The sequence below is a fragment of the Pseudomonas soli genome (assembly GCF_900110655.1).
GTDB classification, from domain to species: Bacteria; Pseudomonadota; Gammaproteobacteria; order Pseudomonadales; family Pseudomonadaceae; genus Aquipseudomonas; species Aquipseudomonas soli.
In genome coordinates this window covers 23,975-45,687 of the sequence record NZ_FOEQ01000013.1, presented here as the reverse complement: position 1 = coordinate 45,687, position 21,713 = coordinate 23,975, and the positions used below count along the sequence as shown (strand labels likewise).

Below are 21,713 nucleotides of genomic sequence, written 5' to 3'. Positions count from 1 at the left end.
CGGCGTGGGAGCGGGTATGCCCCGCAATGAATCAGCACACCGACCTGTCGGTTTGTTCATGAATTGCCGGTCGTAGGTATGTACAATGCCGCTTTTGCCCGCAGCGGCATTACGCCGCACTTTCTGGGCCAGGCCACAGGCCATAAAACTAGACTGACGGGGCGCTGGGCAAATGAACTTGCCCACGGAACATCAGACCATTAGCGATTTACGAGAGACGGATGAACATCACCAACCTTGCCAAACGACTTTGCCTGCCTGTTCTGCTGATGATCACGCCTGCTGCCTTCGCAGCGGAGCAGATGATGCCGGCACCACCGCAACTGGCCGCCAAGTCCTACGTACTCATGGACGCGTCCAGCGGCAACGTGCTGGTCGAGAACAACGGTGACGAGCGCCTGCCGCCAGCCAGCCTGACCAAGCTGATGACCGCCTACATCGCCACCCTGGACATTCGTCGTGGCCAGATTGGCGAGAACGACCCGGTGACCGTCAGTGAGAACGCCTGGCGCACCGGCGGTTCGCGCATGTTCATCAAGGTTGGCAGCCAGGTGACCGTCAGCGACCTGCTGCACGGCATCATCATCCAGTCCGGCAATGACGCATCGGTCGCCCTGTCCGAGCACATCGCCGGCAGCGAAGATGCCTTCGCCGACATGATGAACAAGACCGCCACCGACCTGGGCATGGCCAACAGCCACTTCATGAACCCCACCGGCCTGCCGAACCCGGAGCACTACTCCTCGGCCCACGACATGGCCCTGCTGGCGCGCGCGATCATCAACGAAGATCCGGCGCACTACGCCATCTATTCGCAGAAAGAGTTCTTCTGGAACAACATCAAGCAGCCTAACCGCAACCTGCTGCTGTGGCGCGACAAGACCGTCGACGGCCTGAAGACCGGCCACACCGACGAAGCCGGCTACTGCATGGTCGCCTCGGCTGTGCGTGACGGCCAGCGCCTGATCGCCGTGGTATTTGGCACCAACAGCGAGCAGTCCCGCGCCGCCGAGACCCAGAAGCTGCTGACCTACGGTTTCCGCTTCTTTGAAACCCAGACCTTCTACCAGAAGGGTACCGAGCTGACTCAAGCCCAGGTTTGGAAAGGCGCGACCAACCAGGTCAAGGCCGGCCTGGCCAACGACCTGACCATGACCATGCCTAAAGGCCAATTGAAACGCCTCCAGGCGTCGATGACCATGAACCCGCAACTGACCGCTCCGATTGCCAAAGGTGACGTCATCGGCAAAGTGGAAGTCAAACTGGATGAGAAAGTGGTTCACAGTGCCGACCTCATCGCCCTGGACGGCGTCGAGGAAGCAGGTTTCTTCGGCCGCATGTGGGACAGCATCCGCCTGTTCTTCTACGGTTTGTTCAACTGATACGTGACTTGCACGCCCCCGTGAACCAGGCGGGGGCGCTGCTGCCACGGCTTACGAGGCCGTTTCCGCCATGAGCGAAGAAGACGTCAAGTCGCACAAGATCGAATTCCCCTGCGAGGATTACCCGATCAAGGTGATCGGTGACACCGTTGTCGGTTTCAAGGACACGGTAATCGAAATTCTCAGCAAGTACGCCAAGGTCGACCTCTCGACGCTGGCCGAACGCCAGAGCAAGGAAGGCAAGTACACCACGGTGCAACTGCATATCGTTGCCACCGGTGAGGACCAGTTGCACGACATCAACAGCGCCTTGCGCGCTACCGGCATCGTGAAAATGGTGCTGTGATGCCCGCTTGCCTCGGTTTTCGCGATCTTGGCCTGCAGCCCTATGAACCGGTGCTGGAGGCCATGCGTCGCTTTACCGAGCAGCGCGGCCCGGACAGCCTGGACGAAGTCTGGCTGGTCGAGCATCCTCCGGTGTTCACCCAGGGCCAGGCCGGCAAGGCCGAACACCTACTGGTGCCCGGCGAGATACCGGTGGTGCAGACCGACCGCGGCGGACAGGTCACCTACCATGGCCCCGGCCAGCTGGTGGCCTACCTGCTGCTGGATGTGCGCCGCCTGAGTATCGGCGTACGCGAGCTGGTCAGTCGCATCGAGCAGACCCTCATAGACCTGCTCGCCAGCTATGGCGTGCAAGCGGTGGCCAAACCCGACGCTCCGGGCGTCTATGTCGATGGCGCGAAGATCGCGTCCCTTGGCCTTCGAATCCGCAATGGCCGTTCGTTCCACGGCCTTGCCCTGAACGTGGACATGGACCTTGCGCCATTCCGCCGAATCAACCCCTGTGGGTATGCGGGGCTGGCCATGACCCAGCTGCGCGACCTGGCAGGTCCGATCGAACTCACTGAGGTCAGGACAAGGCTGCGCGGACAGCTGGTCAAGCACCTCGACTATGCTGAGCAGACGACCCTGACGGGCGGAATCGACTGATTATGACAACTGTGCAAGAAACCGTGCCGAACCTGATCTCGACGCAAGACGTCACCCCGCGCCCTGCTCCCAAGAAAGTGGAAGCCGGCGTGAAGCTGCGTGGCGCCGACAAGGTGGCACGTATCCCGGTGAAGATCATCCCCACCGAAGAGCTGCCGAAAAAGCCCGACTGGATCCGCGTGCGCATTCCGGTTTCCCCGGAAGTCGACCGCATCAAGCAACTGCTGCGCAAGCACAAGCTGCACAGCGTATGCGAAGAAGCTTCCTGCCCGAACCTGGGTGAGTGCTTCTCTGGCGGTACCGCCACCTTCATGATCATGGGCGACATCTGCACCCGCCGCTGCCCGTTCTGCGACGTCGGTCACGGCCGGCCGAAGCCGCTGGATGTCGACGAGCCGAAGAACCTTGCCGTGGCCATCGCCGACCTGCGCCTGAAGTACGTGGTGATCACCTCGGTGGACCGCGACGACCTGCGTGATGGCGGTGCCCAGCACTTCGCCGACTGCATCCGCGAGATCCGCGCGCTGTCGCCGGGCGTGCAGCTTGAGACCCTGGTGCCGGACTATCGCGGCCGTATGGACGTGGCGCTGGAAATTACCGCACAGACCCCGCCGGACGTATTCAACCACAACCTCGAGACAGTGCCGCGCCTGTACAAGGCGGCACGCCCGGGCTCGGACTACGACTGGTCGCTGGACCTGCTGCAGAAGTTCAAGCAAATGGTCCCGCACGTACCGACCAAGTCCGGCCTGATGCTGGGGCTGGGCGAGACCGACGAGGAGGTCATCGAGGTGATGCACCGCATGCGCGAGCACGATATCGACATGCTCACCCTCGGCCAGTACCTGCAGCCGTCGCGCAACCACTTGCCAGTACAGCGCTTCGTGCACCCGGACACCTTCGCCTGGTTCGCCGAGGAAGGTTACAAGATGGGCTTCAAGAACGTCGCCTCCGGTCCTCTGGTACGCTCGTCGTACCACGCCGACCAGCAGGCTCACGAAGCCAAGATCAAGCTCTGAGTCGGGCTTGAGCGGGATATGCCGATGCGCGCCGGAAGGCGGCATCGGCATTTTTTTGAGCTGCATGTTTCAAGCGACGAGCTGCAAGGAGTGGCGCGATGAATTGCCTGGAGACCGCTGACCCCCTGTTGCCCAAGGCACTGCCTGGCAACGCCCGTTTCGCCATCATCGCCCCGGCTGGCCCGGCGCGGCTCGATACCGACAAGGCTCGCCAATGGTTCGAGAAGCGTGGGCACCAGTGCCGGATCTACCCCGGGGTGCTGCAGGCGGACGGCTACCTGGCGGGCAGCGATGAGCAGCGCCTGCGAGACCTGCATGACGCGTTCCGTGACCCGGACATCGACGCGATCCTGTGCATGCGCGGGGGCTACGGCAGCATGCGCCTGCTGGACCGTATCGACTTCGACCTGATCCGCCGTCACCCCAAGCCACTGGTGGGCTACAGCGATATCACCGCCTTGCATACGGCGATCAACCGGCATGCGGGGTTGGTGACCTTCCATGGGGCGATGCTCAATGCCGACTTGCTGGGAGCGAAGCTGGAGCCGACCGTACGCTCATTGTTCGACCAGCTTGGCGGGCAGGTAGTGGCGGGGGACGAGATTGCCCATCCGGCGGCTTTTGCGCTGACCGGAATCATTCCCGGAGTGGCCAGTGGCAGGTTGGTTGGCGGCAACCTGTCGGTGCTTGGGGCAACATTGGCGACCTTGGGCGAAGTCGACACTCAGGGCAGCATCCTGTTCATCGAGGACGTCAACGAGCCGCTCTATCGTGTCGACCGCCTGCTGACCCAATTGCGCCTGGCCGGCAAGCTCGCGGGCGTGCGTGGTGTACTGGTGGGGGATTTTGCCGGGATCACGGTCGCGGCCATGACGCCCTTGCTGCTGGATATCTTCGGCCCGCTCGGGGTGCCGGTGCTGGCGGGGTGGCGTAGCGGGCATTGTGACCCGAATGTGTGCCTGCCGTTGGGGGCGAGGGTCAGGCTTGAAGCGGGAGAAAAGCGGCTGGTGCTCGAACAGGCCTTGTTCAAAGCCTGAAACAGTTGGGGCCGCTTTGCGGCCCCGATACGTTCTAGCGACGCAGGCTGTCGAGCAGCTTGTGCGTCGGATAACCATCCGCCGGCCAGCCCTGCGCCTGCTGCGCATTGCGAATGGCCTTGCGGGTATTGGCACCGATGATCCCGTCGGGATTGCCTGCCTCATGGCCACTGGCGTTGAGCAAGGTCTGCAGCTCGATACGTTCGCTGCGGCTTAGCGGCAGGTCTTCTTTCGGCCAGCTGCCGGCAATGAACCCCCAACCGTAGAAGCGATCCCCCAGCAGGCTCACCGCCAGCGCGTAGGAGGACGAGTTGTTGTACTTGAGGATCGCGCGGAAGTTGTCCAGCACCAGGAACGCCGGCCCACGGGCACCAGCGGGAAGCAGCAGGGCAGCGGACAGCTGGTTGCTGCCAGCGGGCAATGCGGTGCCGGCGGGCAGTTTCACGCCCAGCTGCAACCATTCGCTGACGCTCTTGCGCTGGCTGCCATCGGCCAGCCACCAGTCGAAACCGGCAGGTACCTGTACCTCGAAGCCCCAAGGTTGGCCACGCTTCCAGCCGGAGGCCTGCAGGTAGTGCGCGGTGGATGCCAGGGCGTCAGCGGTGCTGTTCCAGATGTCACGGCGACCATCACCGTCGAAATCCACCGCGTGAGTGAGGTAGGTGGTCGGGATGAACTGGGTCTGGCCCATGGCGCCGGCCCAGGAACCGCGCATCGCGTCAGGCTGGATGTCGCCGTTTTGCAGGATCTGCAGGGCGGCGATCAGCTGGTCCTGGGCGAACTGTGGGCGGCGGCCTTCATAGGCCAGGGTGGCCAGCGAACGGATCACCGACTTGCTGCCCTGAAACTGGCCGAAGTTGCTCTCCATGCCCCACACCGAAACCAGCACCTGGCGGTCGACGCCGTAGCGTTGCTCGATGCGGGTCAACAGCTCGGCATTCTGTTCGAGCAGTTTCTTGCCGTTGCGTACGCGCAGCGGCGACAGGGCACCGTCCAGGTATTCCCAGACCGGGCGGCTGAACTCCGGTTGGCTGCGGTCGGCCTTGATCACGTCCATGTCCGGAGTGACGCCGAGGAAGGCGCGGTCGAACAGGCTGACGCTGATCCCGGCTTGCAGGGCTTGCTCGCGGAAACCGGCCTGCCATTGGGCGAAGGTCTGCAGGGGCTGGATTTCGCTGCTGCTATCGGGCGTGGCGCCGGGTAGCGTAACGACGGGTGCAGGCTGGGCGGGTGCCAGCGGCAGGGCATCGGCGGCGGTGGGTTTCTCGGCGCAGGCGACGAGCAGGATGAAGCTTGTGGCCGCGATCAGCTGGCGGGGTTGCCAGCGGAGAGTGAGACGAGAGGGCATGCACAGATCCAGAATTGCAGGTCAGGTGCCGACCATACCATGCCTGCGCATTTCATGCCTTTTCAGGCGGCCATAAAGCAGGAAGCCTCCCAATCTCTCGATTGGAAGGCTTCGCGGCGGTAGCTGCCTTTGCCTTTTCCTGCCTGTTCCTGGCGGCAGCGGAACAGTGGTTGGGCGATGATCGACTTGGCCTTGTTGGGGCCGTGCTTCTTCGGCTTCTTGCTCATGGTGGATCCCCGATCTGTGTGGATTGCGGGCGCACTCTAGGCCTGTAGCGCTATGTGAGCCAATTGATTGTGTTTATGGCGTCAGGGCTCATCGCGGGCGTGACCCACGATGAGCCTTACTCGGCGGGCAGCGCCAGGCGCTGCCCGGCCATGAGCAGCGACAAGCGCGCCAGACTGGTCCATGGCGAGCCCTCGGCCTGGCCCTTGATCTGTGCATCGATACGCTGGGCATCCTGCAGGAGCATGGCCCAGCGCTGCGCAGAGAGGCGCTGCAAGGCTTTGCTCACCAGCGGACGGCGCTTGTCCCACACCGGCGGTCGGGCCTGGCTGAACGCCTTGTCCAGTGGCACGCCCTGGCTGAACTGCTGCGCGAGGCCGGCCAGCAGGCGCAGTTCGCGGGCAAGGGCCCAGAGAATGACCGGCGGCTCGACACCTTCGCCGCGTAGCCCCTCGAGCATGCGCAGGGCATGGGCCGCTTCGCCATTGAGAATGGCATCGACCAACCCGAACACATCGAAGCGGGCGCTGTCGGCAACAGCGGCCTGGACGGTCTCGACGGTGATCTGGTTGCCCTCGGCGAGCAACTTGAGCTTCTCGATCTCCTGGGCGGCGGCCAGCAGGTTGCCCTCGACCCGAGCGGCGATCAGGTCGATGGCGTCACGCTGGGCCGACAGCCCGGCCTGGGACAGGCGCTGGTTGATCCACTGCGGCAATTGCTGGGCGTCCACTGGCCAGATCTGGATGAACTGGCAGTGCGCGCCTTCGATCAAGGCCTTGCCCCACTTGGTTTTCTGCGCGCTGCCATCGAGCTTGGGCAGGCTGATCAGCAGTAGCGTGTCCTCGGCCGGGTTGGCGCAGTATTCCATCAGCGCGGCAGCGCCTTTGTCGCCGGGCTTGCCCGAGGGCAGGCGCAGCTCCAGCAGCCGGCGCTGGGCGAACAACGACAGGCTTGCCCCGGCCAGCAGCAGATTGCCCCAGTCGAAGTTGGCATCGGCGCTGAACACCTGGCGTTCGTCGTAGCCCTGCTGGCGCGCGGCGCTGCGGATGGCGTCGGCGGCCTCCTGGCACAGCAGCGGGTCGTCACCGCTGACGATGTAGACGGGCGCCAGCTGGCCTTGCAGGTGCTTGTTGAGTTGAGCGGGGGAGAGCTTCATGGCGAAGGGCGGGGCACCTCAGGTGCCCCGTTCAGGCTCAGGGAGCCGGGACTTCCAGCGGCGACTGCTGGGGCGTCTCGTCCTGGATACGCTGTGCCTCCTGGAGGGCGCGGGCTTCAGCCTTGGCGCGTTCGTCGGCCTTGTGCTGAAGGTCTTGCAGGCGCACCGGAGTCAGTTGCTGAAGGCGGACCATCATGCCTTGGACCAGGTCACGGCGCATTTCCTGACGGACCTGGACGGCTTCCTGGCCCGAGCCGTTGATGTTGTTGCCATCGTAGACGTAGTACTTCTGTACCTGCAGCTTGTCTTCCAGCAGTACCGTGTCGTTCTGGCCCTCGACTGTGTAATTCAGCACAGTGGTCAGCTCGTACTCGGCTGAGCGGCTGCCACCTGTATAGGTCGCGGCGCGCTGGCTCTCCTGCTCATTGGTGAGCACGAGCTTGTAGGGGGCGCCGTTGTACACTTTGACACCACTGTTCTGCAGCGTACGGCGCAGTTGGGTAATGGTCTCGCCATAGGCGTTGCGGGCGCTGAGGTCCAGCTCCTTGATGGTCAGTTCGGTAGTGCCGGTTCCGCGCAGCTGGAAACCGCAGGCGCTGAGCAGCACAGCCAGGCCCATTACCAGCAGATTGCGTTTGATCATGTGTGTTGCTCCCTCGTGGACCGATTACGCCCGCCGGCAGGATATGCAGGCGGGCGTTGCCATCAGTTGGCGACGATGTTGACCAGTTTGCCCGGAACGACGATGACCTTGCGGATGGTCAGGCCGTCGGTGAAGCGCAGGACATTCTCGTTGTTGCGAGCGGCGGCTTCGACTTCCTCGCGACTGGCAGCGGCCGGCATCTCTACCTGGCCACGCAGCTTGCCGTTGACCTGAACCACCAGCGTCACGGTGTCCTGCACCAGTGCGTTCTCGTCGACCGTCGGCCAGGCCGCGTCGATCGCCGCCTGGTCGTGGCCCAGTGCTTTCCACAGCTCATGGGAGATGTGCGGGGTGATCGGTGCCAGCAGCAGGGTCACGGCCTCGAGGCCCTCCTGCAGCAGGGCGCGGTCCTGGGCGGTGGCCTGTGGCGCCTTCTCCAGCACGTTCATCACGGTCATCACCTGGGCGATGGCGGTGTTGAACTTGTGGTACTGGCCCACGTCGGTGCTGGCCTGCTTGATCGCAGCATGGATGGCGCGACGGATGACCTTCTGCTCGTCGCTCAGGGCGGCGATGTCCAGCGTGCCCGGCAGGCCCTGGGCCACGTGGGCCTGGGCCAGGCGCCAAACGCGGCGCAGGAAACGGCTGGCGCCTTCGACGCCGGAGTCGGACCACTCCAGGCTCATGTCGGGTGGCGAGGCAAACATCATGAACAGGCGGCAGGTATCGGCGCCGTACTGCTCGATCATCGACTGTGGGTCGACGCCGTTGTTCTTCGACTTGGACATCTTTTCGGTGCCGCCGATTTCCACCGGCAGGCCGTCGGTCTTCAAGCGAGCGCCGATAATCTTGGCCTTGGCATCACGCTCGATCTCGACGTCGGCCGGGTTGAACCAGTCCTTGCCGCCGTTGCTGGCTACGCGGTAATAGGTTTCGGCGACGACCATGCCCTGGGTCAGCAGGTTCTTGAACGGCTCGTTGGAGGTGACCAGGCCTTCGTCGCGCATCAGCTTGTGGAAGAAGCGCGCATACAGCAGGTGCAGGATGGCGTGCTCGATGCCGCCGATGTATTGGTCAACCGGCAGCCAGTGGTTGGCGGCTTTCGGATCGACCAGGCCCTTGTCGTAGTTCGGCGAAGCGTAGCGGGCGAAGTACCAGGACGACTCGACGAAGGTGTCCATGGTGTCGGTTTCGCGCTTGGCCGCGGTGCCGCATTTCGGGCAGGTGCACTCGTAGAACTCGGGCATGCGTGCCAGGGGCGAACCGGCACCGTCCGGAACCACGTTTTCCGGCAGGGTGACCGGCAGCTGGTCTTCCGGCACCGGCACGTCGCCGCAGGATGGGCAGTGGATGATCGGGATCGGGCAGCCCCAGTAGCGCTGACGGCTGATGCCCCAGTCGCGCAGGCGGAACTGGGTGCGCGACTTGCCGAGGTCCTTGCGGATCAGCGCGGCCTCGATGGCGTCGAAGGCACCCTGGAAATCCAGGCCGTCGAATTCGCCGGAGTTGATCAGCTGGCCATGCTCGCCGTAGGCGGCCAGCCACTCGCTGCCGACTTCGTCGCCGACGCTGGTGCGTACCACCGCCTTGACCGGCAGGTTGTACTTGTGGGCGAATTCGAAGTCGCGCTCGTCGTGCGCCGGCACGGCCATGACCGCGCCATCGCCGTAGTGCATCAGCACGTAGTTGGCGACCCATACCGGCAGCTTCTCGCCGGTCAGCGGGTGCTCGACGAACAGGGAAGTGGCCATGCCCTTCTTCTCCTGCGTGGCCATGTCGGCCTCGGCGACGCTGCCGCTCTTGCACTCGTCGATGAACGCCTGCAGCGCCGGATTGCCCTGGGCGGCCTGGGTGGCCAGCGGGTGTTCGGCGGCGACGGCCACGTAGGTCGCGCCCATCAGGGTGTCCGGACGGGTGGTGAAGACTTTCAGGGTGCCCTCATGACCGATGCTCGCCTGGTCATAGGGGAACTGCACCTCCATGCCGCGGGACTTGCCGATCCAGTTGCGCTGCATGGTCTTGACCTGCTCGGGCCAGCCCGGCAGCTCGTCGAGGCTTTCCAGCAGCTCGTCGGCATAGTCGGTGATGCGGAAGTAGTACATCGGGATTTCGCGCTTTTCGATCAGCGCGCCCGAGCGCCAGCCGCGGCCGTCGATGACTTGCTCATTGGCCAGTACGGTCTGGTCCGCCGGGTCCCAGTTCACGGTGCCGTTCTTGCGGTAGATGATGCCTTTTTCGAACAGGCGGGTGAACAGCCACTGCTCCCAACGGTAGTAGTCCGGTTTGCAGGTGGTGACTTCACGCGACCAGTCGATGGCCAGACCCAGGCTCTTGAGCTGGGTCTTCATGTAGTCGATGTTCTCGTAGGTCCACTTGGCCGGGGCGACGTTGTTTTTCATCGCGGCGTTTTCCGCCGGCATGCCGAAGGCGTCCCAGCCCATCGGTTGCAGGACGTTCTTGCCCAGCATGCGCTGGTAGCGGGCGATCACGTCACCGATGGTGTAGTTGCGCACGTGGCCCATGTGTAGCTTGCCGCTCGGGTACGGGAACATCGATAGGCAATAGTAGGTGTCTTTGCCTGGCTGTTCGGTGACAGCGAACGATTGTTGCTCGTCCCAGGCATTCTGGGCGGCGGCTTCTACATCACGGGGCGTGTATTGTTCGTGCATGGCTACTTTGTATTGAGAGATAAGAGACATGTTCCAGGCAGCTCGGGCTTGCTGCGTCCGGCACTCCGGGATCTGCAAGAGTGAACGCCGTAGCATACATGAGCGCCGCGCATCGTGGGAAACCCTGATTGCATCGCCCGCCGCGCGGGCCGTTGGTCGCGGCGCCCGGCCGCTTTTACGAGTGACGCTAAGCTCATTTGTGGGGGGAGATATTCTTACCTTCAATGAGGTGAACGGATGGGAGAGTCGCAACTAACCGCAAGCAAACCGGAGCTATACGAACGCCTGATCGACCGGCTGGGCCTGGCATTGGAAGTGGCCAGGACCTCGGTGCGATTGCGCGACGAGATGCCTGCCGAACTGGAGTTGCGTGGCCTGAGCCATGCCGAGTTCGAAGTCATCAAGGCCTACCTGGAATCCCTCCCGGACGGCCGCTTTGCCAGTGCCGGTGCCTACCCGCAACCGGAGCCGTCCTCGGCCAGGATCGTCTGGCTCAAGGACCGCAGGCGCCCCGGCGCCCCAGCCAGCTCCAGGACATTGCCGTCCCGATAGCCGTTCAGGGTTGCAGGCGCGGCGACGCGCCGGTTTTCGCAATGCACGCATCGATCGGCGCCGGTTGCCCTTGAGGCCCGGCGCCGATCCTCTTAGGCTGCACGCCTTCCATGGAGGTGTGTGATGCCGCTGCGCTTTTTCATCAAACAATGGTTGATGCCGCCCGGCGTCCTGTTCCTGTTGCTGCTTGCCGCTTGGTGGTGGCGCCGTCGCCGTCCACGCCTGGCCGCGGCCTGTTTCACCCTGGGGTTGGGTGGCTTGTGGCTGATGAGCTTGCCACTGACGGTCGAGCAAGTTGCCCGAACCCTTGAAACAGAGCCTGCGTTGGCGCTCGAGGGGTGGGCAGGCCTGGCCTCCAGGGCCGACGCCATCGTGGTCCTGGGTGCCGGGCGGGAGCGCGGCGATCCGGCCTGGGGTGGTCTTGATCAGCCAACCTACGTCGCCCTCGAGCGCATGCGCTACGCCGCGCAACTGGCCAAGGCCTCAGGGCTGCCGGTGCTGACCAGCGGTGGCTTGCACTATGGCACGCCGCCCAGTGAGGCCCAGCTGATGGCTGACCGCCTGGAGGCGGATTTTGCGGTAAAGGTTTCCTGGAAGGAGGAAGCCAGCCGCACCACCTGGGAAAACGCCGAGTTCAGCGCCAAGGTGTTGCAGCCGCTGGGTATCAAGCGGGTAGTGGTGGTGACACAGGCCTGGCACATGCAGCGCTCGCGCTGGAGTTTCGAGCGGGCCGGGTTCGAAGTGGTACCGGCACCGGTGGGGTTCCTGGGGAGGGATCATGCGCGGCCGTTCGCGGGATTGCTGCCGGAAACCCGGGCAATGTGGCAGAGCGGGCAGTTGCTCAACGAGGCGGCGGGCTTGGTGGGGTATCGCCTGTTCTACTAAGGACTGGGGCTGCGTAGCAGCCCCAGGGGTGCCTCAGACGGTTCGCGCGATGCGTCCGGCCAGCAAGGCCCAGCCCAGTAGCAGCACGCAGACGATCGCCAGCGGCCACGAGCGCCATTGCAGGTACGGCGTCAGTTGCTGCATCGGTACCACCTCGCCATACAGGACCGCCCGCTGGAACTGCGGGACCTGCGCGGTGATCCTGCCGAACGGGTCGATCAGCGCGGTCACACCGTTGTTGGTGGCGCGGATCATCCAGCGGCCGGCCTCCAGCGCGCGCATCTGGGCCATCTGCAGGTGCTGCAGCGGGCCGATCGAGGTGCCGAACCAAGTGTCGTTGCTGATGGTCAGCAGCAGGTCGCTGCGTGCGGCCAGGCTCGCAGCGAACTCGGGATAGACCACTTCGTAGCAGATGTACGGGGCGACCTGGTACCCCTTGGCCTGCAGCAGTGGCTGGTCCGCGGGGCCACGGGCGAAATCCGACATCGGCAAGTTGAAGAACTCGATCAGGCCGCGCAGCATGTCCTGCAAGGGCACATACTCACCGAAGGGCACCAGCTTCTGCTTGAGGTAGGTGCCGTCGCCTTCGCCGGCCACAGTGATGCCGTTGAAGTAGCGGCGTTGGTGGTGAACCATCTGCCGCACCGGCAACCCGGTGATCAACGCCGAATGCCGTTCGGCGGCGAAGGTGCCCATCATGTCGATGTAGCCCTGGGCCTGGTCCTTGAGTACCGGCACGGCGGTTTCCGGCCAGATCAGCAGATCGACGGGCTTCGAGCTGAAGCTCATGTCACGGTACAGCGCCAGTTGCGCATTCACGTGTGCCGGGTCCCACTTCAGATCCTGTTCGACGTTGCCTTGCAGGGCAGCGACCTTCAGTGGATCGCCCGCCGGTTGCGTCCAGGCATGATCCTTCAGAGCCAGGCCAATAATCCAAGGCGCCACCAACAGTGCTACACCAACGGCCAAGAACGAGCGGCGCTCGCGAAGGCGATGGAGGTTGCACAGCAGGGCCGCGGTCAACGCCAGAGCGAACGAGATCAGCCACACACCGCCCAGCGGCGCCAGGCCCGCGAGGGGGCCGTCGAGCTGGCTGTAACCTGCGTAGAGCCACGGGAAACCGGTGAGGAACCAGCCTCGGAAAGCTTCTTGCAGCAACCACAGGGCGGCAAAGCACAAGGCGTCGGCCAGTGGCGCCTCGTCACGCCGCAACCAGCGTGCCCAAAGCCAGGCGGGCAGGGCGAAGAAGAAGGCCAGGCAGGCGAAAAACGCCAGCAGCAGCAGGATTGCCAGCAGCGGCGAGGCGCCGCCATAGGTGTTCATGCTGACGTAGATCCACCAGGTGCCGGCACCGTAGAGGCCGAAGCCGAAGCACCAGCCCCGGCCCAGCGCCTGGCGCGGGCTCAGTTCGCGCAGCCCTGCATAGAACAGCGCGAGGGACAGCAGGGCCAGCGGCCAGATGTCGAAGGGGGCCAGGGCCAGCAGGGTGGAAGCGCCGGCCGCCATGGCCAGCAGGTTACCGGGCCAGCCGGGGCGGGTGATCCAGCGCATGTTCGTCCTTAACGGTTGATCGGTGTCAGGCGCAGCAAGTGTATCCGGCGGCTGTCGGCATTGAGAATGCGGAAGCGGTAGCCGCCGATCTCGGTGGTTTCGTTACGTTTGGGCAAATGGCCGAACGCACTCATCACCAGGCCGCCGACCGTATCGAACTCGTCATCGGAGAACTCGCTGTCGAAGAACTCGTTGAAGTTCTCGATCGGGGTCAGGGCCTTGACCAGGAAGTCGCCGCTGGGCAGCGGCTTGATGTAGCTGTCTTCCTCGACGTCATGCTCGTCCTCGATATCGCCGACGATCTGCTCGAGCACGTCTTCGATGGTCACCAGCCCCGCCACGCCGCCGTACTCGTCGATGACGATGGCCATGTGATTGTGGTTGGCGCGGAACTCGCGCAGCAGCACGTTCAGGCGCTTGGACTCGGGCACGAAGGTGGCCGGGCGCAGCAGATCCTTGATGTTGAAGCTGTCGCCATTCTCCTTGAGGATCAGCGGCAGCAGGTCCTTGGCGAGCAGGATGCCGAGCACATCGTCGTGGCTCTCGCCAATCACCGGGTAGCGCGAGTGCGCGGCATCGATAACTGCCGGCAGGAACTCGCGGGGCGACTGGTTGGCCTTGATGCTGATCATCTGCGAACGCGGCACCATGATGTCGCGCACCTGCAGGTCGGCGACCTGGATGGCGCCTTCGACGATGGTCAGCGCTTCGCTGTCGAGCAGCTTGTTCTGATGGGCTTCGCGCAGCAGCTCGAGGAGCTCCTGGCGGTTTTTCGGCTCATGGGCAAAAGCCTGGGTCAGCTTACCCAACCAGGACTTTTGCCCGTTGCTCGATCGGTCTTCGCTCATGGCGGTTACTCGTGATCCTTGCAGTATCAGTGTGTGATTGTTTCGGTTTCGTCGTCGGCGTAAGGGTCCGGATGACCCAGTTCCGCCAGCAATTGCCGTTCCAACGCTTCCATTTCCTCGGCCTCATCGTCTTCGATGTGGTCGTAGCCGAGCAGGTGCAGGCAGCCGTGGATGACCAGGTGCGCCCAGTGCGCCTCCAGGGATTTGCCCTGTTCGGCGGCCTCGCGCTCGACCACTGGCACGCAGATCACCAGGTCACCCAACAGCGGGATATCGAGCAACTCGTCCGGGACGTCGGCGGGGAATGACAGCACGTTGGTGGCGTAGTCCTTGTGCCGGTAGGTGTGGTTCAGCTCGCGGCCTTCGGCGGCGTCGACCAGGCGAATGGTCATTTCCGAGTCGGCGCTGCGCTGGCGCAGGGCAAGTTCGCACCATCGGCGGAAGGCGGCGTCATCCGGGGCAGCGGCGTCCGTGGCCCGTTGCAGGTCGAGTTCAAGCATCTTTGCCGGGTGCCTCGGGCTTGGACTGACGGGCTTCGAAGCGGTCGTAGGCTTCGACGATACGCTGCACCAACGGGTGGCGTACCACGTCCTTTGGCTGGAAATGGGTGAAGCTGATGCCTGGCACGTCCTTGAGCACCTCGATCACATGGGCCAGGCCCGACTTGGTGCCGCGGGGCAGGTCGACCTGGGTGATGTCACCGGTGATCACCGCGGTCGAGCCAAAGCCGATGCGGGTGAGGAACATCTTCATCTGTTCGAGCGTGGTGTTCTGACTCTCGTCGAGGATGATGAAGCTGTTGTTCAGGGTGCGGCCGCGCATGTAGGCCAGCGGAGCGATCTCGATCACCTGGCGCTCGATCAGTTTGGCCACGTGCTCGAAGCCAAGCATCTCGTAAAGTGCGTCGTAGAGCGGGCGTAGGTACGGGTCGATCTTTTGGGCCAGGTCGCCGGGCAGGAAACCGAGCTTTTCGCCGGCCTCGACCGCCGGGCGCACCAGCAAGATGCGGCGCACCTGCTCGCGCTCCAGCGCATCGACCGCGCAGGCTACGGCCAGGTAGGTCTTGCCGGTACCGGCCGGGCCGATGCCGAAGTTGATGTCGTTGGCCAGGATTTCCTTGACGTAGCGCTGCTGGTTGACGCCGCGTGGGCGAATGTTGCCCTTGCGCGTGCGCAGCGAGACGCTGACCTCGTTGACAGCCGGATTCTCGAGGCTCTCAACCGCCGATTCCTGAAGATAAAGGTGGACCGTTTCCGGCGACAGGTCGGTTGCCTTGGTCTCGCGATAGAGGCGGCGCAGCAGCTGTTCGGCGGCAGAAGTGGTCTTGGGTTCTCCAATCAGTTCGAACTGATTGCCGCGGTTGCGGATCTCGATGGCCAGGCGTTGTTCGATCAGGCGCAGGTGCTCGTCGAACTGGCCGCACAGGTTGGCGAAACGGTGGGCCTCGAAGGGTTCGAGGATGAAGCGATGGGGTTGTATGGGTGCGTTCAAGGTCGTTTTTAGCCGCTCGACGGCAATGAATGTGAACTCAAGAATAACCCTAGAGTGGCAGTGGCGAAAGCACTGAAACGATCAAGGGTCGGTGCGAAGCGTCCTCGAGCATGGCGGGGCAAGCTGACGAATTGATGATAGGGGCCAGCTACAGGCAGGGCAATGGTTCAGGGAAGGGGAGAGAAAGGGGTGCGCCCTTCGGCATTCTGCAGTTCCAGCAGGTATTTGCGGAAGATCTGGCCGAGTACCTGGGTAGCGTGCTCGAGTTCGTCGCGGGGCATTTGCTCGGTGACTTCGTCAGCCATGTCCAGCGCGTCCTCGGCACCGTTGACCGCGGCGATCTTGAGCAGTATGTAGGCTTGGACGTTGTTCGCCTTGACCCCTTCACCGTGGAAGAACATCGATCCGAGGCGGTACTGTGCCTGCGCCTGGCCTTGCAGCGAGGCTTTCTCGAACCATTTGAGCGCGTTGTCGAGTTGACGCGGTGTGCCGCTGTAGTAGAACTCGCCCAGCTCGTACTGCGCTTCGGCATCCCCTGACTGCGCGATTTGCTCACAGGCCTTGAGGGCATTTTGCAGGTCTTCGGGCGCGGTATCGAGGGCGCAGCGGCCCGTCGCCGGAATCAGCAACGAATTACCGCCCTCTGCCAGTGCCAGCAGGGGCTGAAGAAGCAACAGGCAGCCCAGGGTCAGGGCGCGGCCGGTGCGGTTCATGGGGATCGACTTACCTCTGCAAAGCTGCGGCCAATGTCTCTGGTGGCACATTATGGGATAAGCAGCGCCTACCTTACAAAGATTTACGCGAATTTCTACAGCACAATGGGACGCGTCGGGTTGTGATGGGTGTCACAGGCTTGCCTGGCTCTGCCTGATCGCAATCAGGCAGAGCCAGGCACATCCTTTACTTCAGCTTGGCAAATGCCCGCTCGGCAGCATCCAGGGTGATCTGCAGCTCCTTGTCACCATGGGCGATTGAGGTGAAGCCCGCCTCGAATGCGCTTGGCGCCAGGTAAACGCCGCCTTCGAGCATCAGATGGAAGAAGCGCTTGAAGCGTTCGGCATCGCTGGCCATCACGTCGTCGAAGGTGACGATATCGTCGGCGCCGCTGAAGTACAGGCCAAACATGGCGCCCGCCTGGGTGGTTACGAACGGGATACCGGCAGCGTCGGCACGCTGTTGCAGGCCATCGAGCATGCGGCTGGTGAAGGCACTCAGCTCGTCATGGAAGCCCGGGCGGCTGATCAGCTTCAGGGTGGTCAGGCCGGCGGCCATGGCCAACGGATTGCCCGACAGGGTACCGGCCTGGTAGACCGGGCCCAGCGGGGCGATGCAGCCCATGATCTCGCGCTTGCCTCCGAAGCAGCCGACCGGCATGCCGCCGCCGACGATCTTGCCGAAGGTCGACAGGTCGGGGGTGATGCCGTAGTGGCCTTGGGCACCGCCAAGGGAGACGCGGAAGCCGGTCATCACCTCGTCGAAGATCAGTACCACGCCGTGTTTGTCGCACAATGCGCGCAGGCCTTCGAGGAAGCCCGGCGCCGGCGGCACGCAGTTCATGTTGCCGGCCACCGGCTCGACGATGATGCAGGCCACGGTCTGGCCGACGTCGGCCAGGGTCTTCTCGACCGCGGCGATGTCGTTGAACGGTAGGGTCAGGGTGTGCTTGGCGAAGTCCGCCGGCACCCCGGCCGAGCTTGGCACACCCTGGGTCAGCAGGCCGGAGCCGGCCTTGACCAGCAGGCTGTCGGAGTGACCGTGGTAGCAGCCTTCGAACTTGATGATGGCGTCACGGCCGGTGTAGCCACGGGCCAGGCGGATGGCGCTCATGGTCGCTTCGGTGCCGGAGCTGACCATGCGCACCATCTCCATCGACGGCACGATCGAGCAGACCAGGTCGGCCATCTCGGTTTCCATGGCGGTCGGCGCGCCGTAGGACAAACCGTGCTCCAACTGCTTGCGTACGGAGTCCAGCACGTCCGGATGGGCATGGCCGAGGATCATCGGGCCCCAGGAACCGACATAGTCGACGTAGCGCTTGTCGTCTTCATCGATGACGTAGGCGCCTTCGGCGTGCTTGAAGAACAGTGGGGTGCCGCCGACGCTCTTGAAGGCGCGCACCGGCGAGTTGACGCCACCGGGGATGTGTTTCTGGGCTTGGGCGAACAGGGCTTCGGAACGGGACATGGGATCTTCTCTCGAAATCAGCAAGCGAACAGGGCATTGAAGGCGCGGGCGCGGCGGGTGACTTCCTGCGCGCTGTCGGCACCGAACAGGCCGTGGATCACCGCCAGCAGGTCGGCGCCATGGGCGACTAGCGGGGCGGCGTTGTCGAGGGTGATGCCGCCGATCACCGCGATCGGCAGCTTGACCTGGGCGCGGGCCTGCTCCAGCAGATCGACGCTGGCGGCGGGCGCACCCGGTTTGGTGACGGAATTGAAGAAGCGACCGAAGGCGACATAGCTGGCGCCCTCGTTGGCGGCCTGCTGCGCGAGGTCGAGGCTGGCGTGGCAGGTCGAGCCGATGATCGCCTGGCGGCCGAGCAGGGCGCGGGCCGGCGTGAGCGGGCCATCGGTCTGGCCGAGGTGCACGCCAACGCCCAGGCGGGCAGCCAGTTCGGCGTCGTCGTTGATGATCAGCTCGGTGCCGTAACGCTCACAGAGCGTCTTCAGCGCTTCGGCCTCGCGCAGTCTGGGGGCGGTGTCGTCGCTCTTGTCGCGGTATTGCAGCAGACGAACGCCACCTTCCAGTGCCGCTTCAACGTGGGAGAGGAAACGGCCGGCCAGCAGCTGGCTGTCGGTGATCGCGTACAGACCGCGGAGCTTCATCGGATGGCCTCGAGTCAGGAACAGAAATCCAGGGGCAGGCGGCGCGGCACGTACTGGCCCTTGCCCAGCTGCTCTGCGTCGCGCAGGGTGCGCCAGGTGTAGTCCAGGGCGCTGCGCACGGCGCTGGTCAATGCTTCGCCCAGGGCCAGGCGGCCGGCAAGGGCACTGGCCAGGGTGCAGCCCGAGCCGTGGTAGCTGCCCGGCAGGCGTTGGCAGGTCCAGGTGTGCTGTTGACCGTCGCGGCTATACAGGCGGTTGTGGATTTCCACCTCGTCGCCGTGACCGCCGGTTATCAACAGGTGTCTACAGAACGGCAGCAATTTCTCGGCGCACTCGTCTGCGGTGCCTTCGGGCAGTTCCGCCAGAATGCGTGCTTCCGGCAGGTTCGGCGTGGCGATGGTGGCCAGCGGCAGCAGGCGTTCGCGCAGCGCGTAGCCGACCTCGTCCTTGCCCAGGCGGCCACCGCCACCGGCGCGCAGCACCGGGTCGCAGACCAGTGGCAGGTGCGGGTGGGCGGCCAGCAGTTCGGCGACGGTGTCGACCATCTCGATCGAGCCGAGCATCCCCAGCTTCACCGCGGCCACCGTGGAGTCGGCCAGCACGGCGTTGGCCTGGGCCAGCACCCACTCGCGGTCGAGCACGCGGAAGTCGGAAACGTTGACGGTATCCTGCACGGTCAGGGCGGTCACGGCGGGTGCGGCGTGACAACCCTGGGCGATCAGGGCTTCGATATCTGCCTGCAGCCCGGCGCCACCACTGGGGTCGTGGCCGGAGAGACAGAGGACAACGGGGCGGGAGCTGTAGGTATTCATGGTCGGCGAGCTTATCACCAAACCTTTTTGTGCGGTTCGGTCGCGGTGAGAGATTTGCTGATCAAGTGGTCAGATTGGTTTTATTGGATATTCTGAAACGTGCGTTCTAGAGCCTCTGCTTTGAAATTGACAGTAGCTGCTGAGCAATGCTGGAGGCTATGCTAGAGTGCTCGGATAACTCGATGAACGGGTTCTGCCGGATCACGTCGTCTCAAAGGGAAGGGAGGCAACCGCGACGCGACCGGACAGGCCATGCTGGGGCTGTATGCGCTATTTGCTGATTGTGCTTCTGGGCTGCTTGCCCCTGCTGGCCGGAGCGGTCGAATTCGACGACGCCACCGGACGCTTGCCGCTGGGCCGCTACATGCAGGTCTATGAAGACCACGAAGGCAGCGCCAGCATCGCCCAGGTCAGTGCCGGTGCATTCGCCAAACGCTTCCATGCCCATCACGACGAGGTGCTCAACGCCGGCTATTCGACCTCCGTTTTCTGGCTCCGGGTCGATCTCGCCTATGCAGCCACACCTTCGCCAGCACCACGCCAGTGGTTGCTGGAGCTTGCCTACCCGCCGCTGGATCATCTGGAACTCTATCTGCCCGACGCCCAGGGCACTTATCGGCTGGCCCAGCGCACGGGTGATGCCCTGCCCTATGCCAGCCGGCAGATCCGCCAGAACAACTACCTGTTCGAGCTGCCACTGCGTCCCGGTCAGGCGACGACCGCCTACTTGCGTCTGCAGAGCGAGGGTTCGATCCAGGCGCCGCTGACCTTGTGGTCGGCTCAGGCTTATCTGGAAGACCAGCCCACGCGTCTTTATGTGCTGGGGATGATCTATGGCGTGCTGCTGGTGATGCTGGTGTACAACCTGTTTCTCTACCTCAGTGTGCGTGATGTCAGCTACCTGTACTACATCCTCTACATCGCTTCGTTCGGCCTTTATCAGGTCTCGGTCAATGGTGCCGGCATCGCCTACTTCTGGCCCGACAGTCCCTGGTGGGCCAACGCCGCCACGCCATTTTTCATCGGCGCCGCCGGGCTGTTCGGCTGCCAGTTCGCCCGGCACTTCCTGCAACTGGGCAACCTCAGCCGTGGCCTCGACCGCCTGCTGAAGGGGTTGATGGCTGGCGGCGCGCTGGTGATGGTGCTGGCGGTGACCCTGCGTTACGGCGTGGCGCTGCGCATGGCCACGCTGCTGGCGCTGTTGTTCACCGTGAGCGTCTTCAGTGCGGGGTTGTATGCCTGGTGGCGCGGCTTGCGCGTGGCGCGCTGGTTCATCATCGCCTGGACGGCCTTCCTCGTCGGCGGGCTGGTCAACACCTTGATGGTGCTGGGGTACCTGCCCAACCTGTTCATCACCATGTACGCCAGTCAGTTGGGCGCTGCGCTGGAAGTGGCGCTGTTGTCGCTGGCCCTGGCCGACCGCATCAACAGTTTGCGTGAGCAGCAGGCCCAGGCCCTGCGCGAAACCGGACGCACCCTGGAGCAGATGAACCTGCAACTGGCCCGCAGCAACCGGCTCAAGGACGAGTTCCTCGCCACCGTGACCCACGAGCTGCGCACGCCGATGAACGGCGTGATCGGTTCGCTGGAGCTGCTGCACACACTGCCCATGAGCGCCGAGCAGGCTCAGTACCATCGCACCGCCACCGGTTCGGCCCAGGACATGATGGCGATGGTCGACGATATCCTCATCCTCACCGAACTGCAGGCCGGGCGCCTGCGCAACCATGGCATGGCGTTCAGCCTACGGCGCCTGCTCCAGGAACTGCGGGCCGGTTATGCGAGCCAGGCGCTGGCCAAGGGCCTGTACCTGAGCCTGGACATCCCCGCCGACCTGCCCGACAGCCTGGTCGGCGATGCGCAGAAGCTCGCCCGCTGCCTGGCGTGCCTGGTGGACAACGGGCTGAAGTTCACCCACCAGGGCGGCGTTACCGTGCAGGCCCGTGGCCGGCGTACCGGACCTGACAGCCTGGCCCTGAGCCTCACGGTCAGCGACAGTGGCATCGGTTTCGACGACCTGGACCAGGCGGTGCTGTACCAGCGCTTCTTCCAGGTGGACGGTTCGATGACCCGGCGCTATGGCGGATTGGGGATCGGCCTGTCCATCTGCCGCCAGTTGAGCGAGTTGATCGGCGCCACGTTGTCCCATGAGTCCACGCAGGGGCTGGGCAGTCGGTTCGAGCTGACGCTGCCCCTGGCGGTGGCACAGGTGCAGGCTCCACCGGCGCGTGCCGCCTCGAGGCTGGACCGCTTCTGAACAGAGGTGCCCCCGATGTA

21 protein-coding genes are annotated in these 21,713 nt (G+C 64.0%); 8 read left to right on the top strand and 13 right to left on the bottom strand.

What is annotated here, in order from left to right; translation table 11 throughout:
* Positions 1-221 precede the first annotated feature (221 nt).
* The 5 genes from BMY03_RS22180 to BMY03_RS22160 all read left to right on the top strand — a co-directional run bounded on the left by BMY03_RS22180 (position 222) and on the right by BMY03_RS22160 (position 4,431).
* Positions 222-1,382, top strand: coding sequence for a D-alanyl-D-alanine carboxypeptidase family protein (locus tag BMY03_RS22180; RefSeq protein ID WP_023630271.1), 1,161 nt, complete (start codon positions 222-224; stop codon positions 1,380-1,382).
* Positions 1,383-1,452: 70 nt separating this feature from the next.
* A complete protein-coding gene (locus tag BMY03_RS22175) occupies positions 1,453-1,728 on the top strand; it encodes a DUF493 domain-containing protein (RefSeq protein WP_023630272.1) in 276 nt (91 codons plus the stop codon).
* On the top strand, positions 1,728-2,375 hold the full coding sequence (lipB, locus tag BMY03_RS22170; protein WP_023630273.1) for a lipoyl(octanoyl) transferase LipB: 648 nt from the start codon (positions 1,728-1,730) through the stop codon (positions 2,373-2,375). The genes BMY03_RS22175 and lipB overlap by 1 nt, the downstream gene beginning before the upstream one ends.
* Before the next feature lie 2 nt (positions 2,376-2,377).
* The gene (lipA, locus tag BMY03_RS22165; RefSeq protein WP_023630274.1) at positions 2,378-3,394 is read left to right on the top strand and encodes a lipoyl synthase; all 1,017 of its coding nucleotides are present in this window, start codon (positions 2,378-2,380) and stop codon (positions 3,392-3,394) included.
* 98 nt (positions 3,395-3,492) lie between these two features.
* Entirely contained in the window at positions 3,493-4,431 is a 939-nt protein-coding gene (locus BMY03_RS22160; protein ID WP_094012287.1) for a S66 peptidase family protein, read from the top strand.
* Positions 4,432-4,465: 34 nt separating this feature from the next.
* Here BMY03_RS22160 and BMY03_RS22155 read toward each other — a convergent pair whose 3' ends face one another.
* From BMY03_RS22155 to leuS, 5 genes are all read right to left on the bottom strand, one after another.
* Entirely contained in the window at positions 4,466-5,779 is a 1,314-nt protein-coding gene (locus tag BMY03_RS22155; protein WP_023630276.1) for a lytic murein transglycosylase, read from the bottom strand.
* Between the two features lie 62 nt (positions 5,780-5,841).
* On the bottom strand, positions 5,842-6,006 hold the full coding sequence (arfA, locus tag BMY03_RS22150; protein ID WP_023630277.1) for an alternative ribosome rescue factor ArfA: 165 nt from the start codon (positions 6,004-6,006) through the stop codon (positions 5,842-5,844).
* 116 nt (positions 6,007-6,122) lie between these two features.
* On the bottom strand, positions 6,123-7,160 hold the full coding sequence (holA, locus tag BMY03_RS22145; RefSeq protein ID WP_094012286.1) for a DNA polymerase III subunit delta: 1,038 nt from the start codon (positions 7,158-7,160) through the stop codon (positions 6,123-6,125).
* A 37-nt stretch (positions 7,161-7,197) separates the two neighbouring features.
* Complete coding sequence (locus BMY03_RS22140) at positions 7,198-7,803, bottom strand: LPS-assembly lipoprotein LptE (RefSeq protein WP_094012285.1); 606 nt, start codon at positions 7,801-7,803, stop codon at positions 7,198-7,200.
* A 62-nt stretch (positions 7,804-7,865) separates the two neighbouring features.
* Complete coding sequence (gene leuS / locus BMY03_RS22135; protein ID WP_094012284.1) at positions 7,866-10,472, bottom strand: leucine--tRNA ligase; 2,607 nt, start codon at positions 10,470-10,472, stop codon at positions 7,866-7,868.
* Between the two features lie 237 nt (positions 10,473-10,709).
* Here leuS and BMY03_RS22130 point away from each other — a divergent pair, with 237 nt between their 5' ends.
* Positions 10,710-11,024 (top strand): hypothetical protein, encoded by a 315-nt coding sequence (locus BMY03_RS22130; protein ID WP_023631398.1) that lies wholly within the window; start codon positions 10,710-10,712, stop codon positions 11,022-11,024.
* A gap of 123 nt (positions 11,025-11,147) precedes the next feature.
* A complete protein-coding gene (locus tag BMY03_RS22125; RefSeq protein WP_094012283.1) occupies positions 11,148-11,909 on the top strand; it encodes a YdcF family protein in 762 nt (253 codons plus the stop codon).
* Positions 11,910-11,942: 33 nt separating this feature from the next.
* Here BMY03_RS22125 and lnt read toward each other — a convergent pair whose 3' ends face one another.
* The 8 genes from lnt to BMY03_RS22085 form a co-directional block, all read right to left on the bottom strand.
* Entirely contained in the window at positions 11,943-13,460 is a 1,518-nt protein-coding gene (lnt, locus tag BMY03_RS22120) for an apolipoprotein N-acyltransferase (RefSeq protein ID WP_094012282.1), read from the bottom strand.
* An 8-nt stretch (positions 13,461-13,468) separates the two neighbouring features.
* A complete protein-coding gene (locus BMY03_RS22115; protein WP_023630352.1) occupies positions 13,469-14,308 on the bottom strand; it encodes a CorC family transporter in 840 nt (279 codons plus the stop codon).
* A 26-nt stretch (positions 14,309-14,334) separates the two neighbouring features.
* Complete coding sequence (gene ybeY / locus BMY03_RS22110) at positions 14,335-14,808, bottom strand: rRNA maturation RNase YbeY (protein WP_023630353.1); 474 nt, start codon at positions 14,806-14,808, stop codon at positions 14,335-14,337.
* The gene (locus BMY03_RS22105; protein ID WP_023630354.1) at positions 14,801-15,799 is read right to left on the bottom strand and encodes a PhoH family protein; all 999 of its coding nucleotides are present in this window, start codon (positions 15,797-15,799) and stop codon (positions 14,801-14,803) included. Before BMY03_RS22105 ends, ybeY begins: the two co-directional genes overlap by 8 nt.
* A 167-nt stretch (positions 15,800-15,966) precedes the next feature.
* Positions 15,967-16,512 carry a tetratricopeptide repeat protein gene (locus tag BMY03_RS22100; protein ID WP_031314991.1) on the bottom strand — a complete coding sequence of 182 codons (546 nt, stop codon included), beginning with the start codon at positions 16,510-16,512 and terminating at the stop codon, positions 15,967-15,969.
* A 187-nt stretch (positions 16,513-16,699) separates the two neighbouring features.
* Entirely contained in the window at positions 16,700-17,983 is a 1,284-nt protein-coding gene (gene hemL / locus BMY03_RS22095) for a glutamate-1-semialdehyde 2,1-aminomutase (protein ID WP_038707284.1), read from the bottom strand.
* 17 nt (positions 17,984-18,000) lie between these two features.
* Positions 18,001-18,624: a thiamine phosphate synthase gene (gene thiE / locus BMY03_RS22090; protein WP_038707285.1), complete on the bottom strand. Its 624-nt coding sequence runs from the start codon at positions 18,622-18,624 to the stop codon at positions 18,001-18,003.
* A gap of 14 nt (positions 18,625-18,638) precedes the next feature.
* Positions 18,639-19,436, bottom strand: a complete 798-nt coding sequence (locus BMY03_RS22085; RefSeq protein ID WP_038707286.1) for a hydroxymethylpyrimidine/phosphomethylpyrimidine kinase — start codon at positions 19,434-19,436, stop codon at positions 18,639-18,641.
* A gap of 265 nt (positions 19,437-19,701) precedes the next feature.
* Here BMY03_RS22085 and BMY03_RS22080 point away from each other — a divergent pair, with 265 nt between their 5' ends.
* Positions 19,702-21,693: a sensor histidine kinase gene (locus BMY03_RS22080; RefSeq protein ID WP_094012281.1), complete on the top strand. Its 1,992-nt coding sequence runs from the start codon at positions 19,702-19,704 to the stop codon at positions 21,691-21,693.
* Positions 21,694-21,713 lie beyond the last annotated feature (20 nt).

What these genes read in the sequence shown, in the direction of transcription:
- lnt (WP_094012282.1), bottom strand. Translation starts at nt 13,460, where the DNA reads ATGCGCTGGATCACCCGCCCCGGCTGGCCCGGTAACCTGCTGGCCATG.
- BMY03_RS22080 (WP_094012281.1), top strand. Translation starts at nt 19,702, where the DNA reads ATGCGCTATTTGCTGATTGTGCTTCTGGGCTGCTTGCCCCTGCTGGCC.
- leuS (WP_094012284.1), bottom strand. Translation starts at nt 10,472, where the DNA reads ATGCACGAACAATACACGCCCCGTGATGTAGAAGCCGCCGCCCAGAAT.
- thiE (WP_038707285.1), bottom strand. Translation starts at nt 18,624, where the DNA reads ATGAAGCTCCGCGGTCTGTACGCGATCACCGACAGCCAGCTGCTGGCC.
- BMY03_RS22115 (WP_023630352.1), bottom strand. Translation starts at nt 14,308, where the DNA reads ATGAGCGAAGACCGATCGAGCAACGGGCAAAAGTCCTGGTTGGGTAAG.
- BMY03_RS22140 (WP_094012285.1), bottom strand. Translation starts at nt 7,803, where the DNA reads ATGATCAAACGCAATCTGCTGGTAATGGGCCTGGCTGTGCTGCTCAGC.
- hemL (WP_038707284.1), bottom strand. Translation starts at nt 17,983, where the DNA reads ATGTCCCGTTCCGAAGCCCTGTTCGCCCAAGCCCAGAAACACATCCCC.
- BMY03_RS22085 (WP_038707286.1), bottom strand. Translation starts at nt 19,436, where the DNA reads ATGAATACCTACAGCTCCCGCCCCGTTGTCCTCTGTCTCTCCGGCCAC.
- BMY03_RS22130 (WP_023631398.1), top strand. Translation starts at nt 10,710, where the DNA reads ATGGGAGAGTCGCAACTAACCGCAAGCAAACCGGAGCTATACGAACGC.
- BMY03_RS22175 (WP_023630272.1), top strand. Translation starts at nt 1,453, where the DNA reads ATGAGCGAAGAAGACGTCAAGTCGCACAAGATCGAATTCCCCTGCGAG.
- lipA (WP_023630274.1), top strand. Translation starts at nt 2,378, where the DNA reads ATGACAACTGTGCAAGAAACCGTGCCGAACCTGATCTCGACGCAAGAC.
- BMY03_RS22100 (WP_031314991.1), bottom strand. Translation starts at nt 16,512, where the DNA reads ATGAACCGCACCGGCCGCGCCCTGACCCTGGGCTGCCTGTTGCTTCTT.
- ybeY (WP_023630353.1), bottom strand. Translation starts at nt 14,808, where the DNA reads ATGCTTGAACTCGACCTGCAACGGGCCACGGACGCCGCTGCCCCGGAT.
- arfA (WP_023630277.1), bottom strand. Translation starts at nt 6,006, where the DNA reads ATGAGCAAGAAGCCGAAGAAGCACGGCCCCAACAAGGCCAAGTCGATC.
- lipB (WP_023630273.1), top strand. Translation starts at nt 1,728, where the DNA reads ATGCCCGCTTGCCTCGGTTTTCGCGATCTTGGCCTGCAGCCCTATGAA.
- BMY03_RS22180 (WP_023630271.1), top strand. Translation starts at nt 222, where the DNA reads ATGAACATCACCAACCTTGCCAAACGACTTTGCCTGCCTGTTCTGCTG.
- BMY03_RS22160 (WP_094012287.1), top strand. Translation starts at nt 3,493, where the DNA reads ATGAATTGCCTGGAGACCGCTGACCCCCTGTTGCCCAAGGCACTGCCT.
- BMY03_RS22125 (WP_094012283.1), top strand. Translation starts at nt 11,148, where the DNA reads ATGCCGCTGCGCTTTTTCATCAAACAATGGTTGATGCCGCCCGGCGTC.
- BMY03_RS22155 (WP_023630276.1), bottom strand. Translation starts at nt 5,779, where the DNA reads ATGCCCTCTCGTCTCACTCTCCGCTGGCAACCCCGCCAGCTGATCGCG.
- holA (WP_094012286.1), bottom strand. Translation starts at nt 7,160, where the DNA reads ATGAAGCTCTCCCCCGCTCAACTCAACAAGCACCTGCAAGGCCAGCTG.